The 16588-nt window shown below is 66.9% G+C and carries 16 protein-coding genes; 6 read left to right on the forward strand and 10 right to left on the reverse strand.

From position 1 onward, the window contains the following. Positions 1-16: 16 nt before the first annotated feature. The 3 genes from N7333_RS07910 to N7333_RS07920 are packed head-to-tail and all read right to left on the reverse strand — an operon-like array spanning position 17 to position 3713. On the reverse strand, positions 17-2221 hold the full coding sequence (locus N7333_RS07910) for a xanthine dehydrogenase family protein molybdopterin-binding subunit (RefSeq protein ID WP_279858628.1): 2205 nt from the start codon (positions 2219-2221) through the stop codon (positions 17-19). Next, positions 2218-3207, reverse strand: coding sequence for a xanthine dehydrogenase family protein subunit M (locus N7333_RS07915; RefSeq protein ID WP_279858629.1), 990 nt, complete (start codon positions 3205-3207; stop codon positions 2218-2220). The genes N7333_RS07910 and N7333_RS07915 overlap by 4 nt, the downstream gene beginning before the upstream one ends. Next, positions 3204-3713 carry a (2Fe-2S)-binding protein gene (locus tag N7333_RS07920; protein WP_012018683.1) on the reverse strand — a complete coding sequence of 170 codons (510 nt, stop codon included), beginning with the start codon at positions 3711-3713 and terminating at the stop codon, positions 3204-3206. The genes N7333_RS07915 and N7333_RS07920 overlap by 4 nt, the downstream gene beginning before the upstream one ends. A gap of 170 nt (positions 3714-3883) precedes the next feature. Between N7333_RS07920 and N7333_RS07925 the strand changes: the two genes are divergently transcribed. Further along, the gene (locus N7333_RS07925) at positions 3884-4771 is read left to right on the forward strand and encodes a DUF72 domain-containing protein (protein ID WP_279858630.1); all 888 of its coding nucleotides are present in this window, start codon (positions 3884-3886) and stop codon (positions 4769-4771) included. A gap of 18 nt (positions 4772-4789) precedes the next feature. Here the strand turns inward: N7333_RS07925 and N7333_RS07930 are convergent, their stop codons facing one another. From N7333_RS07930 to gorA, 3 genes are read right to left on the reverse strand one after another with little or no spacing between them, the layout of a single operon-like run. Further along, positions 4790-5167 carry a VOC family protein gene (locus N7333_RS07930; protein WP_003244961.1) on the reverse strand — a complete coding sequence of 126 codons (378 nt, stop codon included), beginning with the start codon at positions 5165-5167 and terminating at the stop codon, positions 4790-4792. Between the two features lie 2 nt (positions 5168-5169). Next, on the reverse strand, positions 5170-5793 hold the full coding sequence (locus tag N7333_RS07935; protein ID WP_003244959.1) for a trimeric intracellular cation channel family protein: 624 nt from the start codon (positions 5791-5793) through the stop codon (positions 5170-5172). Positions 5794-5800: 7 nt separating this feature from the next. Continuing rightward, positions 5801-7159 carry a glutathione-disulfide reductase gene (gene gorA / locus N7333_RS07940; protein ID WP_279858631.1) on the reverse strand — a complete coding sequence of 453 codons (1359 nt, stop codon included), beginning with the start codon at positions 7157-7159 and terminating at the stop codon, positions 5801-5803. A 73-nt stretch (positions 7160-7232) separates the two neighbouring features. Between gorA and N7333_RS07945 the strand changes: the two genes are divergently transcribed. Next, on the forward strand, positions 7233-7655 hold the full coding sequence (locus N7333_RS07945) for a VOC family protein (protein ID WP_096826518.1): 423 nt from the start codon (positions 7233-7235) through the stop codon (positions 7653-7655). An 84-nt stretch (positions 7656-7739) separates the two neighbouring features. On the opposite strand, the gene galU is transcribed toward N7333_RS07945, so the two are convergent. Continuing rightward, complete coding sequence (gene galU, locus N7333_RS07950) at positions 7740-8579, reverse strand: UTP--glucose-1-phosphate uridylyltransferase GalU (protein WP_003244954.1); 840 nt, start codon at positions 8577-8579, stop codon at positions 7740-7742. A 43-nt stretch (positions 8580-8622) separates the two neighbouring features. Further along, positions 8623-9984, reverse strand: a complete 1362-nt coding sequence (locus N7333_RS07955) for a UDP-glucose/GDP-mannose dehydrogenase family protein (RefSeq protein ID WP_129482631.1) — start codon at positions 9982-9984, stop codon at positions 8623-8625. Between the two features lie 290 nt (positions 9985-10274). Here N7333_RS07955 and N7333_RS07960 point away from each other — a divergent pair, with 290 nt between their 5' ends. After that, positions 10275-12071: a thiamine pyrophosphate-requiring protein gene (locus N7333_RS07960; RefSeq protein ID WP_129482630.1), complete on the forward strand. Its 1797-nt coding sequence runs from the start codon at positions 10275-10277 to the stop codon at positions 12069-12071. A gap of 2 nt (positions 12072-12073) precedes the next feature. Here N7333_RS07960 and N7333_RS07965 read toward each other — a convergent pair whose 3' ends face one another. Further along, positions 12074-13306 carry a cation:proton antiporter gene (locus tag N7333_RS07965; RefSeq protein WP_003244934.1) on the reverse strand — a complete coding sequence of 411 codons (1233 nt, stop codon included), beginning with the start codon at positions 13304-13306 and terminating at the stop codon, positions 12074-12076. A 266-nt stretch (positions 13307-13572) separates the two neighbouring features. Between N7333_RS07965 and N7333_RS07970 the strand changes: the two genes are divergently transcribed. Then, on the forward strand, positions 13573-14550 hold the full coding sequence (locus N7333_RS07970; protein ID WP_012018690.1) for an SDR family oxidoreductase: 978 nt from the start codon (positions 13573-13575) through the stop codon (positions 14548-14550). Between the two features lie 93 nt (positions 14551-14643). On the opposite strand, the gene N7333_RS07975 is transcribed toward N7333_RS07970, so the two are convergent. Beyond that, the gene (locus N7333_RS07975) at positions 14644-14973 is read right to left on the reverse strand and encodes a four-helix bundle copper-binding protein (RefSeq protein ID WP_129482629.1); all 330 of its coding nucleotides are present in this window, start codon (positions 14971-14973) and stop codon (positions 14644-14646) included. A gap of 293 nt (positions 14974-15266) precedes the next feature. Here N7333_RS07975 and N7333_RS07980 point away from each other — a divergent pair, with 293 nt between their 5' ends. Continuing rightward, positions 15267-15443 carry a general stress protein gene (locus N7333_RS07980; RefSeq protein ID WP_003244929.1) on the forward strand — a complete coding sequence of 59 codons (177 nt, stop codon included), beginning with the start codon at positions 15267-15269 and terminating at the stop codon, positions 15441-15443. Between the two features lie 146 nt (positions 15444-15589). After that, positions 15590-16573: an SDR family oxidoreductase gene (locus tag N7333_RS07985; protein WP_096826524.1), complete on the forward strand. Its 984-nt coding sequence runs from the start codon at positions 15590-15592 to the stop codon at positions 16571-16573. The last annotated feature ends 15 nt before the right edge of the window (positions 16574-16588 follow it).

Consider the following 16588-nt stretch of genomic DNA (forward strand, 5'->3'; position numbering starts at 1 on the left):
CCCCCCCCCCCCCGCCCTACTCGCCCTGCAGCAGCCGGTCGAGGGTGATCGGCAACTGCCGGATGCGCTTGCCGGTGGCGTGATACACGGCATTGGCCACCGCAGCGGCAACACCGACGATGCCGATTTCGCCGACGCCCTTGGAGCCCAGGGCGTTGACCAGCGCGTCTTCCTCCTCGACGAAGATCACCTCGATGTCGCCGATATCGGCATGCACCGGCAGGTGATAGTCCGCAAGGTTGTGGTTCATGCAGCGACCGAGGCGGTGGTCGATCAGCGCCTCTTCCTGCAGGGCCATGCCGATGCCCCAGACCACGCCGCCGAGTATCTGGCTGCGCGCGGTTTTCGGGTTGACCACCCGCCCCGCGGCGATGGCGCTGACCACCCGGCTGACGCGGACAGTGCCCAGCGCTTCGTCCACCCGTACCTCGACGAACACCGCCGAATGGGTGGCGCTGGCGACCTGCTCGCGCTGCTTGCCCGGTTTGGCATCGACCTCGGCTTCCAGGCTGCCGTGGCGCGCCAGCAGCTCCAGCAGATCGATGGCGCGCTGGCTGTCGTCACCCTGCTGCACCCGGCCGTCGATGCAGCGCAACTGGCTGGCATCGCTGAAGGGGGCATCGGGCAGTTGCCGGGCGGCTTCGCACAGGCGCCGGGCCAGGGCCAGACAGGCCTCGCGCACGGCGCTGCCGACCGACGACACGGTGAACGAGCCGCCCTGCAACGGCGCCGTCGGCAAGGTGGAATCGCCGAGTTTGAAGTGCACCCGCGCCGGGTCGATGCCGAGGGTGTCCGCGGCGATCTGGGTCATGGCGGTGGCGGTGCCCGGGCCGATGTCGCAGGTGGCGCTGGCGACGATCAGACGGCCGTCGGCGCTGAGGCTCGCGCGCGCGCTGGCAGGCTTCTGCATGGCCTCCCAGACGCCCGTCGCCATGCCCCAGCCGATCAACTGCTCACCCTCGCGCATGCTGCGCGGCTGCGCGCTGCGCCGGCTCCAGCCGAAGGCTTCGGCGCCCTGCCGGTAGCAGGCGCGCAATTCCTTGCTCGAGTAAGGCTTGCCCTGGTTCTGATCGGTCTCGCTGTAATTGAGCAGGCGCAGCTGCACCGGGTCCGTCCCGGTGGCCCAGGCCAGCTCGTCCATCGCCGACTCCAGGGCGAACAGACCGGTGGCGGCGCCAGGGGCGCGCATGTCCAGCGGCGTATAGACGTCCAGCGGCGTCAGGCGGTAGTCCAGGCGCAGGTGGTCGCAGTGGTAGAGCATGCCGGACCAGGGCACCACCTGTTCGGTGAAGTCCTCGAAGCGCGAGGTCTGCCCGATGGCCTCATGGATCAGCCCCTGCAGCTTGCCCTCAGCGGAGGCGCCCAGGCGCAGACGCTGCACCGTGCGCGGCCGGTAGCCGAAGGTGAACATCTGCTGGCGGGTCAGCGCCACCCGTACCGAACGGCGCAGCGTCAGCGCCGCCATGGCCGCCAGCGGCAGCTGATACTGCGGGCGCAGGCCGGAGCCGAAGGCGCCGCCGACGAAGGCCGAGAGAACCCGTACGCGCGAAGGCTCGAGGTTGAGGACGTTGCACAGGTACTGCTGGCTGTTCTGCGGCCCCTGGGTCTTGTCATGCACCAGCAGGTCGCCGCCTGGCTGGTAGATCACCGTCGAGGCGTGCGGCTCCATGGGGTTGTGGTACTCGTTGGCCAGCTCGTATTCCAGCGCCAGTTGCACCTCGGCGCCGGCGATGGCTGCGTCGGCGTCGCCACGCGGTTCAGGCAGTTCGGCCGGGGCGTCATGGGCGCGCGGCAGCGCCGCGCGCAAATCGGTTTCGTGCTCGTCGGGCTGATAGTCCACGCGCACCAGCGAGGCGGCGTGGCGCGCCAGTTCCAGGCTGTCGGCCAGCACCAGGGCCAGCGGCTGGCCGCTGTAGCGCACCCGCGCATCGAACAGCGGGCGAAACGGCGAACCGTCCGCCGCGTCCTCATCCTCGTAGCTCTCGTCGTCGCCGGCCATGGCCGGGCGGTTCTCGTGGGTCAGCACCCAGACCACGCCCGGCAGCGCCAGAGCCGCCGAAGCATCGATCGCACGAACGCGGCCCCGGGCAATCGCGCTGCACACCACGCTGCCGTGCAACAGGCCGTCGGCGGGATACTCGGCCGCATAGCGCGCCTGGCCGGTGACTTTGGCCACGCCGTCGACGCGGTCGAGCGGCTGGCCGATGCTGGACGAATTCATGCGCGTACTCCTTCGGCGGCCTGGCGCAGTGCACGAACCACTGCGCGGCGCAGCAGCTCCACCTTGAAAGCGTTGTGTTGCAGCGGCTGGGCGCCTTCCAGCAGGCGTTCGGCGGCAGTCCGGAAGCTCGCCTCGACCGGCGCCTGGCCCACCAGCAGCGCTTCGACCTCGGCGCGTCGCCAGGGCTTGTGCGCCACGCCGCCCAGCGCCAGGCGCGCGGCCTGGATACGACCAGCGGCATCGAGCTGCAACGCGGCCGCCACCGACACCAGGGCGAAGGCGAACGAGGCCCGGTCACGCACCTTGAGATAGGCGCTGTGCGCAGCGAAGCTCTCGGCAGGCAGTTCGATGGCCAGGATCAGCTCGCCAGCCTCCAGTACGGTGTCGCGCTGCGGGGTATCGCCGGGCAGCCGGTGAAAGTCGGCGAATGCCAGGCTCCGCTCGCCCTGGCGGCCGGCGACTATCACCCGCGCTTCCAGGGCCGCCAGGGCCACGCAGAAGTCGGACGGGTGCACCGCGACGCAGTGCTCGCTGGCACCGAACAGCGCGTGGTTGCGATTGAGACCATCGCGCGCCGGGCAGCCGCTGCCGGGCTCGCGTTTGTTGCAGGGCGTCTGGCTGTCATAGAAGTAGTGGCAGCGGGTGCGCTGCAGCAGGTTGCCGCCGGCGCTGGCCATGTTGCGCAGCTGCGGCGAAGCGCCCGACAACAGGGCCTGGCTCAACAGCGGATAGCGCCTTTCCACCTCGGGGTGCCAGGCCAGGTCGGCATTGCTGACCAGCGCGCCGATGCGCAGCCCGCCGTCCGCCGTGGTCTGCACCTCGCGCAGGGGCAATGCGTTGATATCGATCAGCCGCGCCGGGCGCAGCAGATTTTCCTTCATCAGGTCGACCAGGTTGGTGCCGCCGGCGATGAACAGGCTGTCCGGGCCGGCCAGGCGCAGCGCCTCCTCGATCTGCCGGGGCTTGCTGTAAGCGAAGGGCGTCATGAGCGCACCTCCGACTCACAGGCGGGCAAGGCCTCTTCGATGGCCGCCAGGATATTGCTGTAGGCCCCGCAGCGGCACAGGTTGCCGCTCATGCGTTCCCGCAGGTCGGCGGCGCCCTCCAGCCTGCCCTCGCCGGCCAGGCCCACCGCCGAGCAGATCTGCCCCGGCGTGCAGTAGCCGCATTGGAAGGCATCGTGCCGGATGAAGGCGCGCTGCATCGGGTGCAGTTCACCGCCTGCAGCCAGGCCTTCGATGGTGGTCAGTTCATGGCCGTCGAGCATCACCGCCAGCAGCAGGCAGGCATTGACCCGGCGACCGTCGAGCAGCACGGTGCAGGCCCCGCATTGACCGTGGTCGCAGCCCTTCTTGGTGCCGATCAGATCGAGCCGCTCGCGCAGCAGATCGAGCGTGGTGATCCAGGGCTGGACCTCGACCTGGCAGGGGCTGCCGTTCAGCGTCAGGGATATCGCCTGGCGCGCGAAACCTTCGGTACAGGGGGTGCTCATGGGGCTACCTCGGTCGGCTGTCTGGGGGCATCCATGATTTTCTGAGACCGCTATCGGCGAATCGTTCAGCTCGCGTGCTCGGCGCAACGCGCCAGAAAGCCTGAACTTCCTGCCGGCGCCAGGGTAGGAAATAGAGTCGACACCTGTGCGACGCAAGCAGGAGGGTTTGCATGAGCGATGTGCGCATCGGCATTTCCGGGTGGCGCTACGCGCCCTGGCGCGGCGACTTCTATCCCAAGGGCCTGGTCCAGCGTCGCGAGCTGGAATTCGCCTCGCGCGAGGTCAACAGCATCGAGATCAACGGCTCGTTCTATGGCCTGCAGAGCCCGCAGCGCTACGCCGGCTGGTACGCCGAGACGCCGGAGGATTTCGTCTTCAGCGTCAAGGCGCCGCGCTTCATCACCCATGTGCGCCGGCTCGCCGACATCGAGCAGCCGCTGGCCAACTTCTTCGCCTCCGGCCCGCTGTCGCTGAAGGAGAAACTCGGGCCGATACTCTGGCAGTTCCCGCCCAGTTTTCGCTTCGACGAAAAGCAGTTCGGCGACTTCCTCGCGCAGCTGCCCGGCGATACCGATCAAGGGCGACAGCTCGCCCGCCATGCCGACGCCCGTCTGCATGTCACCGGTTATCTGGATGCCCTGCCGGACCGAGCGCTGCGCCACGCGGTAGAGATTCGCAACGACAGCTTCCGCAGCCAGGCCTTCGTCGAGCTGCTGCGCCGATACAACGTGGCGCTGGTGGTCGCCGATACCGCCGGCAAGTGGCCCTACCTCGAAGACGTCACTGCCGATTTCCTCTACCTGCGCCTGCACGGCGACGCCCAGCTCTACGTCAGCGGCTATTCGGACGAGGCGCTGCGGCGCTGGCAGGCGCGCATCGAGGCCTGGACGGCCGGAGACCAGCCAGACGACGCCCAGCTGATCGACAGCCGCCATCGCCCGCCGCGCAAGCCGCGCGACCTGTACTGCTACTTCGACAACGACGTGAAGGTCCGCGCGCCCTACGATGCACGGCAATTGCGGCAAAACCTGGAACAGGGCCGCGCTGGCAAGACGTGAGGAAGGCCGTGGCGCGCGCTACGGGTAGCGGCTGACCTCGATCAGGTTGCCGTCCGGGTCGCGGAAGTACACCGACTCGATCGGCCCGATGGCGCCGGTGCGCGCCACCGGCCCCTCCTCCACCTCCACGCCCTGCTCGGCCAGATGCGCAAGCACCCGGGACATCGGCCAGTCGGTGATCAGGCACAGGTCGATGGCGCCCGGCGTCGGTCTGGCGGCCTTGGGCTCGAACTCGCGGCCGGCCTGGTGCAGGTTGAACTTCTGCCGGCCGAACACCAAGGCGCTGCGCCCGGCACCGAAACGCTCGTGGCGCATGCCCAGCACCCGTTCGTAGAAGGCCACGGTGGCCTCGATATCGGCCACGGTCAGCACCAGATGGTCCAGTCGCTCGATCATCTTCAATGTCTGTCCAGCAGGTGAAAGCGCGGCAATCCCAGATGCCAGTGGATCGCCGCCAGGCGCGCGCCCAGCACCACCAGCATGGCCGCGCCGGTATCCAGCCAGTGCGGCGTATCCAGCGCGCGCAGACCGATGAAGGTCAGCGCCCCGGCAATGCAGGCGGTGGCATAGATTTCCTTCTGGAAGATCAGCGGGATCTCGTTGCACAGCACGTCGCGAATCACCCCGCCGACCACGCCGGTCATCACGCCCATGATCACCGCAGTGCTGATCGGCGTGTCGTGCTGCAGCGCCAGTTCGGTGCCGTAGACGGTGAACACGGCCAGGCCGAAGGCGTCGGCGATCAGCAGCCCCTTCTCGTGGATCGGCCGGGTCATGCGTACCCAGACCACCGTGCCCAGCGCTGCCAGCGAAGCCACCAGGATGTAGGTGTCGTCGCGAATCCAGCTGACCGGGTGGTTGTCCAGGATCAGGTCGCGCAGGGTACCGCCACCGAGGGCGGTGACGATGGCCATCACCAGCACGCCGAACAGGTCCATGGATTTGCGCCCGGCCATCAGCGCGCCAGTGATGGCGAACACCGCCACGCCGAACAGATCGGCGACATAGAACAGCTTTTCCATGCGTCTCTCAGCGGCTGACCGGCGTACGCAGGGTGACGAACTCTTCGGCCGCGCTCGGGTGCACGCCGATGGTTTCGTCGAACACCTGCTTGGTGGCACCGGCCTTGAGCGCGATGGCCAGGCCCTGGATGATCTCGCCCGCCTCCGGGCCGACCATGTGGCAGCCCAGCACGCGATCGCTGTCGGCATCGACCACCAGCTTCATCAGGGTGCGCTCCTGGCATTCGGTGAGAGTCTGCTTCATCGGGCGGAAGCGACTCTCGAAGATCTTCACCTTGTGCCCGTCTTCGATGGCCTGTTCTTCGCTCAGGCCCACGGTGCCGATATTCGGCAGGCTGAACACGGCGGTGGGGATCATCCGGTAATCCAGCGGCCGGTACTCCTCCGGCTTGAACAGGCGGCGCGCCACGGCCATGCCTTCGGCGAGGGCCACCGGGGTCAACTGCACGCGGCCGATCACATCGCCGAGGGCGAGAATCGATGGCGTGGAGGTCTGGAACAGCTCGTCCACCTCGATGTAGCCGCGCTTATCCAGCTTGACCTCGACGTTCTCCAGGCCGAGGTTGTCCAGCATCGGCCGCCTGCCGGTGGCGTAGAACACGCAGTCGGCTTCGAGCACGCGGCCGTCCTTGAGCGTGGCAGCCAGGCTGCCATCGGCGCGTTTTTCGATGCTGGCGATATCGGCGTTGAACTGCAGGCCCAGGCCCTTCTTGCTCAGCTCGTCGCGCAGGTGCTCGCGCACCGCGCCATCGAAACCACGCAGGAACAGCTCGCCGCGATACAAGAGCGAGGTCTGTGCACCCAGGCCGTGGAAGATCGAGGCGAACTCCACCGCGATATAGCCGCCGCCCACCACCAGCACGCGCTTGGGCAGTTGCTCGAGGAAGAACGCCTCGTTGGAGCTGATGGCATGCTCACGACCGGGAATGTCGGGAATCTGCGGCCAGCCACCGGTGGCGATCAGGATGCGTTCGGCGCTGTGACGCTGACCGTTCACTTCCACCGTGTGGGCATCGACAATCCGAGCATGCCCTTCGAACAGAGTCACGCCGCTGTTGGTCAACAGATTGCGGTAGATGCCGTTGAGGCGCTGGATTTCGCGGTTCTTGTTGGCGATCAGCGTCGGCCAGTCGAAGCTGGCCTCGCCCAGCGACCAGCCAAAGCCGGCGGCCTGCTCGAAGTCTTCGGAGAAATGCGCGCCGTACACCAGCAGCTTTTTCGGCACGCAGCCAACGTTGACGCAGGTACCGCCCAGGTAGCGGCTTTCGGCAACCGCCACGCGCGCGCCATAACCGGCGGCGAAACGCGCCGCACGCACACCGCCGGAACCGGCGCCGATAACGAACAGGTCGAAGTCGTAACTCATCTGCGGCCTCCTTGAACAGGCCGCCAGCATACCCGAAAGCCAGCGGCTAAGCTGACACCAGGAGGATAGCCTCATGCGCCCGACCCTGACTCACCTGGCGCTGCACGTACCCGATCTGGATGCCTGCATCGCCTTCTACCAGCGCTACTGCGGCATGCAGGTGATCCACCAGCGCCCCGGCAAGGGCACGCGCATCGTCTGGATGGCCGAGCCCGGCAAGGAGCACCAGTTCATCTTCGTCATCATGCCCGGCGGCCAGGACCGGCACCTGGCGAGCGACGACTACAGCCACTTCGGCTTCGCCCTGGCCAGTCGCGAGGAAGTCGATCGCGTCGCGGCCATGGCCGCGCAAGACGGTTGCCTGATCTGGCCACCGCGCGACGAACCCTACCCGGTCGGCTACTACTGCGGTCTGCGCGATCCTGCCGGCAACTACGTGGAGTTCAGCTTCGGCCAGCCGCTGGGGCCGGGTTCGGAACAGATGCCGATTCCCTGAAATGCAAAACGCCACCGGCAGGTGGCGTCTTGCAGGGCTCGCTGCGCACCGCTCAGACAGCCGTGCGCAGCGGGTGGCGAAGGCTCAATAGGCCTTGCCGGTCTTGTACAGGTTCTCGAAGCAGAAGTTGGTGGCGTCGATGTAGCCCTCGGCGCTGCCGCAGTCGAAACGCTGCCCCTTGAACTTGTACGCCATCACGCAGCCCTGCTGGGCCTGGCGCATCAGCGCGTCGGTGATCTGGATCTCGCCGCCCTTGCCCGGCGGGGTATCGCGGATCAGGTCGAAGATGTCCGGGGTGAGGATGTAGCGGCCGATGATCGCCAGGTTCGAGGGAGCATCCTCCGGCTTGGGCTTCTCCACCATATGGCTGACGCGGTAGATGTCGTCGCGGATCATCTCGCCGGCGATCACGCCGTACTTGGAGGTTTCCTCGCGCGGCACTTCCTGGATCGCCACGATGGAGCAGCGGAACTGGTTGTACAGCTTGACCATCTGCGCCAGCACGCTATCGCCTTGCAGGTTCAGGCACAGGTCGTCCGCCAGCACCACGGCGAAAGGCTCGTCGCCGATCAGCGGCTGGCCGCAGAGAATGGCATGGCCCAGGCCCTTCATCTCCACCTGACGGGTGTAGGCGAAGGAGCACTCGTCGATCAGACGACGGATGCCGACCAGGTACTTCTCCTTGTCGGTGCCCTTGATCTGGTGTTCGAGCTCGTAGCTCACGTCGAAATGGTCTTCCAGGGCACGCTTGCCGCGGCCGGTGACGATGGCGATCTCGTTCAGCCCCGCTTCCAGGGCTTCCTCGACGCCGTACTGGATCAGCGGCTTGTTCACCACCGGCAACATTTCCTTGGGCATGGCCTTGGTAGCCGGCAGGAAGCGGGTGCCGTAACCGGCAGCGGGAAACAGGCATTTCTTGATCATGGGGTTCCCTGATGGGGGTAGTGGAAAAAACGCGCTCAGTCTATCAAGCCGCGCTGGCCTTACAACTGCCCACAGCGGGCCGGCCGATGCCACGATAGAGAAAACCCAGCTCGACCAGCTGATCGGCGTCATAGATATTGCGCCCGTCGAACACCACGGGCATGCGCATCGCCCCACGGATGCGCGCGAAGTCGGGCTGGCGGAACTGCTTCCACTCGGTGACCAGCACCAACGCATCGGCGCCCTGGCAGACCGCATACGGCGATTCGCTGAGTACCAGCTGCCCGCTCTCGATCGCCTGGCCATAGCGCGCGGCGACTCCGGCATTGGCCGCCGGATCGCAGGCCTGCACCTTGGCGCCGGCATTGAGCAGGGCCTCGAGCAACACCAGGCTGGGCGCTTCGCGCAGATCGTCGGTGCCGGGCTTGAAGGCCAGCCCCCAGAGCGCGACCACGCGGCCATGCAGGTGGCCGTTGAAATGCTCGCGCAGGGCCTGGAACAGCAGCGTCTTCTGCAGCGCATTGCGCGCCTCGACCGCGCGCAGGATGCCCGGCTCGATGCCCTCGTGCTCGGCGGTGCGAATCAGGGCCTTTACGTCCTTGGGAAAGCACGAGCCACCATAGCCACAGCCGGCGTAGATGAAGTGCGTGCCGATGCGTCGGTCGCTGCCGATGCCACGGCGGACTTCCTCGATATCCACACCCAGCCGCGCACAGATACCCGCCATCTCGTTGATGAAGGAGATCTTGGTGGCGAGGAAGGCGTTGGCCGCGTACTTGCTGAACTCGGCAGCACGCACGCCCATGCACAGCAGGCGGTCGTGGTTGCGTAGAAAAGGCGCGTAAAGCCTCCGCAGCAGCTCGCGCCCACGCTCGTCGTCGCAACCGACGATCACCCGATCGGGGCGCATGAAGTCCTCCACGGCCGAACCTTCCTTGAGAAACTCCGGGTTGCTCGCCACGGTGACCCGCCCGCGTACGTCTCGTCGCGCCAGGCCGGCATTGATGCGCTGCGCCACGCGCTCGGCGGTGCCGACCGGGACGGTGGATTTGTCCACCACCAGGCAGCTGCGCTCCAGCCGCTCGCCCAGCTCGTCGGCGACCGCCAGCACATGGGACAGATCGGCCGAACCATCCTCGCCGCTGGGCGTACCCACGGCGATGAAGATGATCTCGGCGCGGCGAATGCCGCTCTTGAGCTGGGCGCTGAAGCTGAGCTGCCCGCTGGCCAGCTGCGCCCGCAGCATGCTTTCCAGCCCCGGCTCGTAGATCGGCACCTCGCCCTGGGCAAGACGCGCGACGCGCTGCGGGTCGCGCTCGACGCAAACCACCTGATTGCCCATTTCGGCAAAGCAGGTCGCCGTCACCAAACCCACGTATCCAGCCCCGATCACGCATATCTGCATCGCTGCATCCTCCTGGCGGTTGCAGCGATTGCAACGAAGCGCGGTGGCAGTCATGTGAAGGAGTTGCGAAGGAATGATGACAGCCGGCGTCGCGACCAGCCTGGCGCCGCATCGCTCGCCGCCTGCGCCTTCGCTGCATGACCACAGGTCAATCAGTAGAAACTTCCCAGCGCCTCCTCACGTCCACCCTATTCCAGCGGTCATGCAGGGCGGGCGGCGTAAATCGTCGCCTCCGACGCTCAGGCGTCCGCCCTGTCTGGCCCCCAGTCTGATCGTAACGGAGGGTTCCCATGGCCATGACAGTCGGAGATTTCATCGTCGAGCGGCTCTATCAGTGGGGCGTACGGCGCATCTACGGCTATCCCGGAGATGGCATCAACGGCGTGTTCGGCGCGCTCAACCGGGCGGACGGCAAGATCAGGTTCATCCAGGCGCGCCACGAGGAAATGGCCGCCTTCATGGCCGCGGCCGATGCCAAGTTCTCCGGCCAGCTGGGAGTCTGCATCGCCACCTCCGGGCCGGGAGCCACCCACCTGCTGACCGGCCTGTACGACGCGCGCATGGACCATATGCCGGTGCTCGCCATCACCGGCCAGCAGGCGCGCACCGCGCTCGGTGGGCATTACCAGCAGGAGCTGGATCTGGTGTCGGTGTTCAAGGACGTCGCCGGCGCCTTCGTCCAGCAGGCCAGCGCGCCGGCGCAGGTACGCCACCTGGTCGACCGGGCGATCCGCACCGCCATCGGCGAGCGACGGGTGACCGCGATCATCCTGCCCAACGACCTGCAGGAAGCCGAATACACGGAGCCGCCGCACAAGCACGGCACCGTGCATAGCGGCATCGGCTACAGCCGGCCAAGGGTGGTGCCCTATGAAGCGGATCTGCAACGCGCCGCCGAGGTGCTCAATAGCGGCAAGAAGGTCGCCATGCTGGTCGGCGCCGGGGCGCTGAATGCCGGCGATGAGGTGTTCGAGGTGGCGCAGAAGCTTGGCGCCGGGGTGGCCAAGGCGCTGCTGGGCAAGGCCGTGCTGCCCGACGACCTGCCCTGGGTCACCGGCTCCATCGGCCTGCTGGGCACGGTGCCGAGCTACAAGATGATGGAGGAATGCGACACCCTGCTGATGATCGGCTCGGGTTTCCCCTACTCCGAGTTTTTACCTCAGGAGGGCAAGGCCCGCGGCGTGCAGATCGACATCCAGCCGGACATGCTCAGCCTGCGCTATCCGATGGAGGTCAACCTGGTCGGCGATGCCGCCGAAACCCTGCGCGCCCTGCTGCCGCTGCTGGAGGACAAGCAGGAGCGCAGCTGGCGCGCCACCATCGAGGACTGGCGCAGCGACTGGGACCGAACCCTGGAAAAGCGCGCCATGGTCTCGGCCAAGCCGATCAATCCGCAGCGGGTGGTCTACGAGCTGTCACCGCGCCTGCCGGAGCGCGCCATCGTCACCTGCGACTCCGGCTCCTGCGCCAACTGGTATGCCCGCGATCTGAAGATCCGTCGCGGCATGAGCTGCTCGCTTTCCGGCGGCCTGGCCTCGATGGGCGCGGCGGTGCCCTATGCCATCGCCGCCAAGTTCGCCCATCCGGATCGCCCGGTGGTCGGCCTGGTGGGTGACGGCGCCATGCAGATGAGCAATCTGGCCGAGCTGATCACCGTGGCCAAGTACTGGCGCGAATGGGCAAACCCGCAGTGGGTGCTGGCGGTGTTCAACAATCAGGACCTCAACCAGGTCACCTGGGAGCAACGGGTAATGGAGGGCGACCCGAAGTTCGAGGCCTCTCAGGACATTCCCGATGTGCCCTACCACGCCTTCGCCAACTCCATCGGCCTGACCGGCGTATTGATCGAGCGCGAGGAGGATGTCGGTCCCGCCTGGGAGCAGGCGCTGGCCGCCGAGCGTCCGGTGCTGCTGGAATTTCGCACCGACCCGGACGTGCCGCCGTTGCCGCCGCACATCAGCCTGGAGCAGGCCAAGCAGTTCGCCTCCACCCTGCTGCAGGGCGACCCCGACCAGCGCGGCATCCTCGCGCAGACCGCCAAGCAGCTGTTCGGCGCGCTGCTGCCAGGCAAGCGCAAGGACAACTGACCCTACTCGCGGCTGGCGCGTCGGCAGTATCCATACAGGCGGGTAAAGGGCGTCGCGGTCAGGCCGTGAGCCACCACCGAGGCGCAGATCAGCAGGCTGCCGAGTTGCCAGACCAGCGGCTCGCCGCTGCGTTCGCTGGCCAGCGAGGCGTACAGCAGCGCGGCGATGCCGATGGGGCCGAACCAGCCGGCGAACAGCAGGTCGCGCCGCCGCTGCAGCGCCGGTAGCAGCGGCCGCAGCACCAACAGGGCCGGCAGCCGGCGCAGCAGCAATACGGCCAGCACCAGCGCCACGGCCGGCCAGCCCAGGGCCAGCCATTCGGCCCAGGGCAGCACGACGCCGAGCAGCATGAAGATCGGCAGGGTGAAGAACTGGTCCATCGCCGCCTGCACCCGCTCCTCCTCCGCGCGCTCCTTGCCGCCGACCATCTGGTCGAAGGCCAGTCCGGCGACGAACACCGCGAGAACCCCGTCGGTATGCAGCAACTCAGCTCCGGCCAGTGCCAGCAGCGACAACGCCACCGTGTAGCTCATGAACGAGGGCTGTTCGATGAAGCGCATGCGTTCGGCCAGGCGCAGCAGCCGGCCGGCGAGCAAACCGAGCAGCAGGCCGAACAGTACGGCACCGCCGATCTCCCACAGCACCACCGTCACCAGCCACTGCCGGCCAGCCTCGAGCGGCGAAAGGCCAAGCAACAGCAGCGGCAGCATCACCAGCGGCAAGGCCAGCCCGTCGTTCAGCCCCGACTCGGCAGAGATCAGATGACGAAGAGGTTCATCCAGATCGCGCTCGGCGATCTCGCCCGTCACCACCGAGGTGGCCACGATGGGGTCGGTGGGACAGACCACGGCGCCGATCAGCAGTGCCAGCAGCGGCGAAAGATCGAACAGCCAGTACAGCGGCAGCGCTGCGCTTAGGCACATCAACGGCAGAGCCAGGCCCACCAGCACCGCCAGCGAGCGCCAGTGCTGCGGTATGTAGCCGGCCGGCAGGCGCAGCGCCACGCTCATCAGACCTATCGCCAAACTCAATTGGGCCGCCTTCTCCAGCAGCAGCTGCGTGCGGCCCCAACCATCCGGTTGCAACAGGCCGAGCATTTGCGGACCAAGCAGTACCCCACCCAGCAGGGCAAGAAAGGGAGCTGCCAGGCCATAGCGCTTCAGCGGGCGCGACAGCAGCCCCAGCAGCAGAACGATGGCCGTCGCGGCCATGAGCCCCAGGTAGAGCTGTTGCATGGATGCCTCCCTTTTCGGCGCACGCGGCACGGCAGCGTGGCGCCGCCCTGCTCCGCGGATGTTTCGCAGCAAAGCCCGGGCGTACCTGGCCGGCTGGCCGAGTGCCCTGTCTCAGCCTTGGAGGCCCGCCTGGAGCGATGAGTTGCATCGTCGTTCGGCTCACGCAGTGGCCGCGCCTGGACATCGGGTCCACTGCCCGGGTACTTGGGGTTGAACCCCGGCTCGCCGAACGCCTCTACTTCTCGAGTATTTGCGAGGCTAAGCGAATGAACAAAGTCGACCATCGCGTCGTGGTGATCTGCGGCGCCAGCGCAGGCGTGGGGCGCGCCACTGCCCATGCTTTCGCCGCCGCCGGTTATGCCATCGGTCTGCTCGCCCGTAGCGACGAGGGCCTGGCGCTGACCGAAGAGGAGCTGCAGGCCTATGGCGTGCCCACCCTGGCGGTCAGTGTGGATGTGGCCGATGCGCAGGCGCTCACCCTGGCCGGGCAACGTTTCGAAGCCGAACTCGGCCCCGTCGATGTCTGGATCAATTCGGCGATGGTGACGGTGTTCGCTGCGGTGGAGCAGCTGATGCCGGACGAAATCAGGCGAGTCACGGAGGTGACCTATCTGGGCACGGTGCATGGCACGCTGGCGGCGCTCGCGCTGATGCGGCCACGCAATCGCGGCGTGATCATCCAGGTCGGCTCGGCGCTCGCCTACCGCGCGATTCCCCTGCAATCAGCCTACTGCGGGGCGAAGTTTGCGATACGGGGCTTTACCGACTCGCTGCGCTGCGAACTGATCCACCAGGGCAGCAGCATCAAGCTCTGCATGGTTCAGCTACCAGCGATCAACACGCCGCAATTCGACTGGGCCCGCAACAAGCTGGGCAAGCGGGTGCAGCCCGTGCCTCCGATACATGACCCTGAGGTCGCCGCACGGGCGATTCTCAGCGTCGCCAGCGCGCCGCCGAGAGAGCTCTGGGTCGGCACGCCCACCTTCAAGGCGATCATCGGCACCCTGCTGTTTCCGGGCCTGCTCGATCGGCTCATGGCACGTGCCGCGTGGTCCGGGCAGATGGTGGACGATACCCAGGCAGAGCCCGAAGCCGGAAACCTGTTCGAACCCGTGAACGGTCTGCACGAGGTACGTGGGCGCTTTACCCGCAACGCGCGAAAGCACGCCTGGACATTGAGCGCCAGCCGGGTGGTCGCGGTGCTGGGCATCTGCGCGGTCCTGCTGGCCTTGCTGCTGATCTGAGCGGCACCCTCGCCTGACGAGTCGCTGACCAGCGATCCCGGCGATTGCCACGGAGCGCGGCGACCGACGGCCGCAGCGCTCATGTGCGAGGCGTCAGGCGGCCATCTGGCTGCACTGTTCGGCGCAGTGCATGCAAGCCTTGGCACACTGCTGGCAATGCTCGGCCTCGTGCTTGCCACACTCCTCCCCACACTGCCTGCAGATGTACGCGCAGACCTTGCAGAGCGCGCCTGCCGAGTCACTGCCGCTGGACATCAGCGACGCGGCGAGCCGGCAGATTTCCGAGCATTCGCGGTCCAGGCGTATGCAGCGCGCCATCATCTGCACCTCTGATTCGCCCAGGCAGGCGCCGAAACAATGGTCGCAGGCCACCGCACAGTCCAGGCAGGCCTTGATGCAGGATTCGAAACGAGCGTTATGCATGATCGTTCTCCAGTGAAGAATTGACCGGTAGCTCTCGCGTAGCACGAGCGCTGACGCGAGGCGATGTCTGCAGTGGACTCGGCGTGATCGGCTCGGGTTCAGGCGCTTTTCCAGGCGTGCGCGAAGCCAGCCGGCGCGGTGAGCCCGGGCTCCGATACGCTTGCCAAGGGTCCGCCCAGCCGTTCGTCAGCCGCAGCAATCGGCGGCAGAGAAATAGTGTGAACGCCCAGCGCGGCTTGTTTCTCCATTGAGTAACAGGGGCAATCTCGCCTCTGCGCATCGGGAGATTCCAGATGACCAATAGCAACAGCAACAACCCAGGCAACTTTGCAAATGATCGTGAGAAGGCCTCCGAGGCCGGCAAGAAAGGCGGCAAGGCCAGCGGCGGCAACTTCGCCAATGACCGGGAAAAAGCCTCCGAGGCGGGACGCAAGGGTGGCCAAAACAGCCACGGTGGCGGCCGTCAATAGGCAGCCTCAGGGAGGCCCGCTCAGGGCCTCCTTTTTATTTTCGTCATACCTGAATATCAGCCGCCGGGCTACGCAACGCGAGCCGTGCCGATAGAGCGCAAGCCATGGCGGCAGGCAGCGCTTTACCAACGATTGCGGAGGGCCCGATGGCTACAGCTCAACTGAACGACTCGCTCGTGGTGATCACCGGTGCATCGAGCGGCATTGGCCGTTGCGCCGCCCATGAATTCGCCCGCCACGGGGCACGCCTGGTGCTCGCCGCTCGCGATGCCCAAGCGCTTGCCGCCGTGGTCAGGGAGTGCGAGCAGCTTGGCGCGCAGGCGCTGGCAGTGCCCACGGACGTCACTCGCAACCAGGCCATGGAGCACCTGGCCAAGCAGGCGGCAGACTTCGGCGCCGGGCGTATCGATGTCTGGGTGAACAACGCCGGCGTCGGCGCCGTTGGCCGCTTCGAGGACACGCCGCTGGCTGCTCACGAACAGGTCGTGCAGACCGACCTGCTCGGTTACCTGCGCGGCGCCTACGTCGTGCTGCCGTATTTCAAAGCGCAGAAATCGGGCGTATTGATCAACACCCTGTCGCTCGGCAGCTGGGTCGCCCAACCCTACGCCGCGGCCTATTCCGCGGCCAAGTACGGCCTGCGCGGATTGACGGAAGCGCTGCGTGGCGAACTCACGCCCTGGCCGAACATTCACGTCTGCGATCTCTACCCAGCCGTGATGGATACCCCCGGCTTTCGCGATGGCGGCAACTTCACCGGCCGGGCACTGACCCCGCCACCGCCGCGCTACGATCCGCGCCTGGTCGCCGAAGCCATGATCGAAGTCGTGCTCAAGCCCAGAGCCAGCAAAACGGTGGGCAGCACGGCCACCCTGCTGCGGCTCGCCCATTTCCTGGTGCCTGGCTTCACCCAGCTTTCCGGCCTGATCGTCGGACGAGCCCTGAAGCGGGGACAGCGCGCCCGACCTTCCAGCGGCAACCTCTTCCATCCGCCGTCTGGGGAAAGACGCATCGACGGCGGCTGGCGCGAACCGGCCGGCGACAGTCAGATGCCCAGGCTGATGACCGCAACGGCGGTGGTCCTGTTGCTCGGCTGGGGCCTGCTGCACTTGCGCAACGAGTCGCGGTAATCGTCGCAACAGGCG

The sequence above is a fragment of the Pseudomonas sp. GD04158 genome (assembly GCF_029834875.1).
Classification (GTDB): domain Bacteria; phylum Pseudomonadota; class Gammaproteobacteria; order Pseudomonadales; family Pseudomonadaceae; genus Aquipseudomonas; species Aquipseudomonas hydrolytica.

Excerpts from the sequence above, each read along its gene's own strand:
- N7333_RS07910 (WP_279858628.1), bottom strand. The coding sequence starts at position 2,221 with ATGAATTCGTCCAGCATCGGCCAGCCGCTCGACCGCGTCGACGGCGTG.
- N7333_RS07915 (WP_279858629.1), bottom strand. The coding sequence starts at position 3,207 with ATGACGCCCTTCGCTTACAGCAAGCCCCGGCAGATCGAGGAGGCGCTG.
- N7333_RS07920 (WP_012018683.1), bottom strand. The coding sequence starts at position 3,713 with ATGAGCACCCCCTGTACCGAAGGTTTCGCGCGCCAGGCGATATCCCTG.
- N7333_RS07925 (WP_279858630.1), top strand. The coding sequence starts at position 3,884 with ATGAGCGATGTGCGCATCGGCATTTCCGGGTGGCGCTACGCGCCCTGG.
- N7333_RS07930 (WP_003244961.1), bottom strand. The coding sequence starts at position 5,167 with ATGATCGAGCGACTGGACCATCTGGTGCTGACCGTGGCCGATATCGAG.
- N7333_RS07935 (WP_003244959.1), bottom strand. The coding sequence starts at position 5,793 with ATGGAAAAGCTGTTCTATGTCGCCGATCTGTTCGGCGTGGCGGTGTTC.
- gorA (WP_279858631.1), bottom strand. The coding sequence starts at position 7,159 with ATGAGTTACGACTTCGACCTGTTCGTTATCGGCGCCGGTTCCGGCGGT.
- N7333_RS07945 (WP_096826518.1), top strand. The coding sequence starts at position 7,233 with ATGCGCCCGACCCTGACTCACCTGGCGCTGCACGTACCCGATCTGGAT.
- galU (WP_003244954.1), bottom strand. The coding sequence starts at position 8,579 with ATGATCAAGAAATGCCTGTTTCCCGCTGCCGGTTACGGCACCCGCTTC.
- N7333_RS07955 (WP_129482631.1), bottom strand. The coding sequence starts at position 9,984 with ATGCAGATATGCGTGATCGGGGCTGGATACGTGGGTTTGGTGACGGCG.
- N7333_RS07960 (WP_129482630.1), top strand. The coding sequence starts at position 10,275 with ATGGCCATGACAGTCGGAGATTTCATCGTCGAGCGGCTCTATCAGTGG.
- N7333_RS07965 (WP_003244934.1), bottom strand. The coding sequence starts at position 13,306 with ATGCAACAGCTCTACCTGGGGCTCATGGCCGCGACGGCCATCGTTCTG.
- N7333_RS07970 (WP_012018690.1), top strand. The coding sequence starts at position 13,573 with ATGAACAAAGTCGACCATCGCGTCGTGGTGATCTGCGGCGCCAGCGCA.
- N7333_RS07975 (WP_129482629.1), bottom strand. The coding sequence starts at position 14,973 with ATGCATAACGCTCGTTTCGAATCCTGCATCAAGGCCTGCCTGGACTGT.
- N7333_RS07980 (WP_003244929.1), top strand. The coding sequence starts at position 15,267 with ATGACCAATAGCAACAGCAACAACCCAGGCAACTTTGCAAATGATCGT.
- N7333_RS07985 (WP_096826524.1), top strand. The coding sequence starts at position 15,590 with ATGGCTACAGCTCAACTGAACGACTCGCTCGTGGTGATCACCGGTGCA.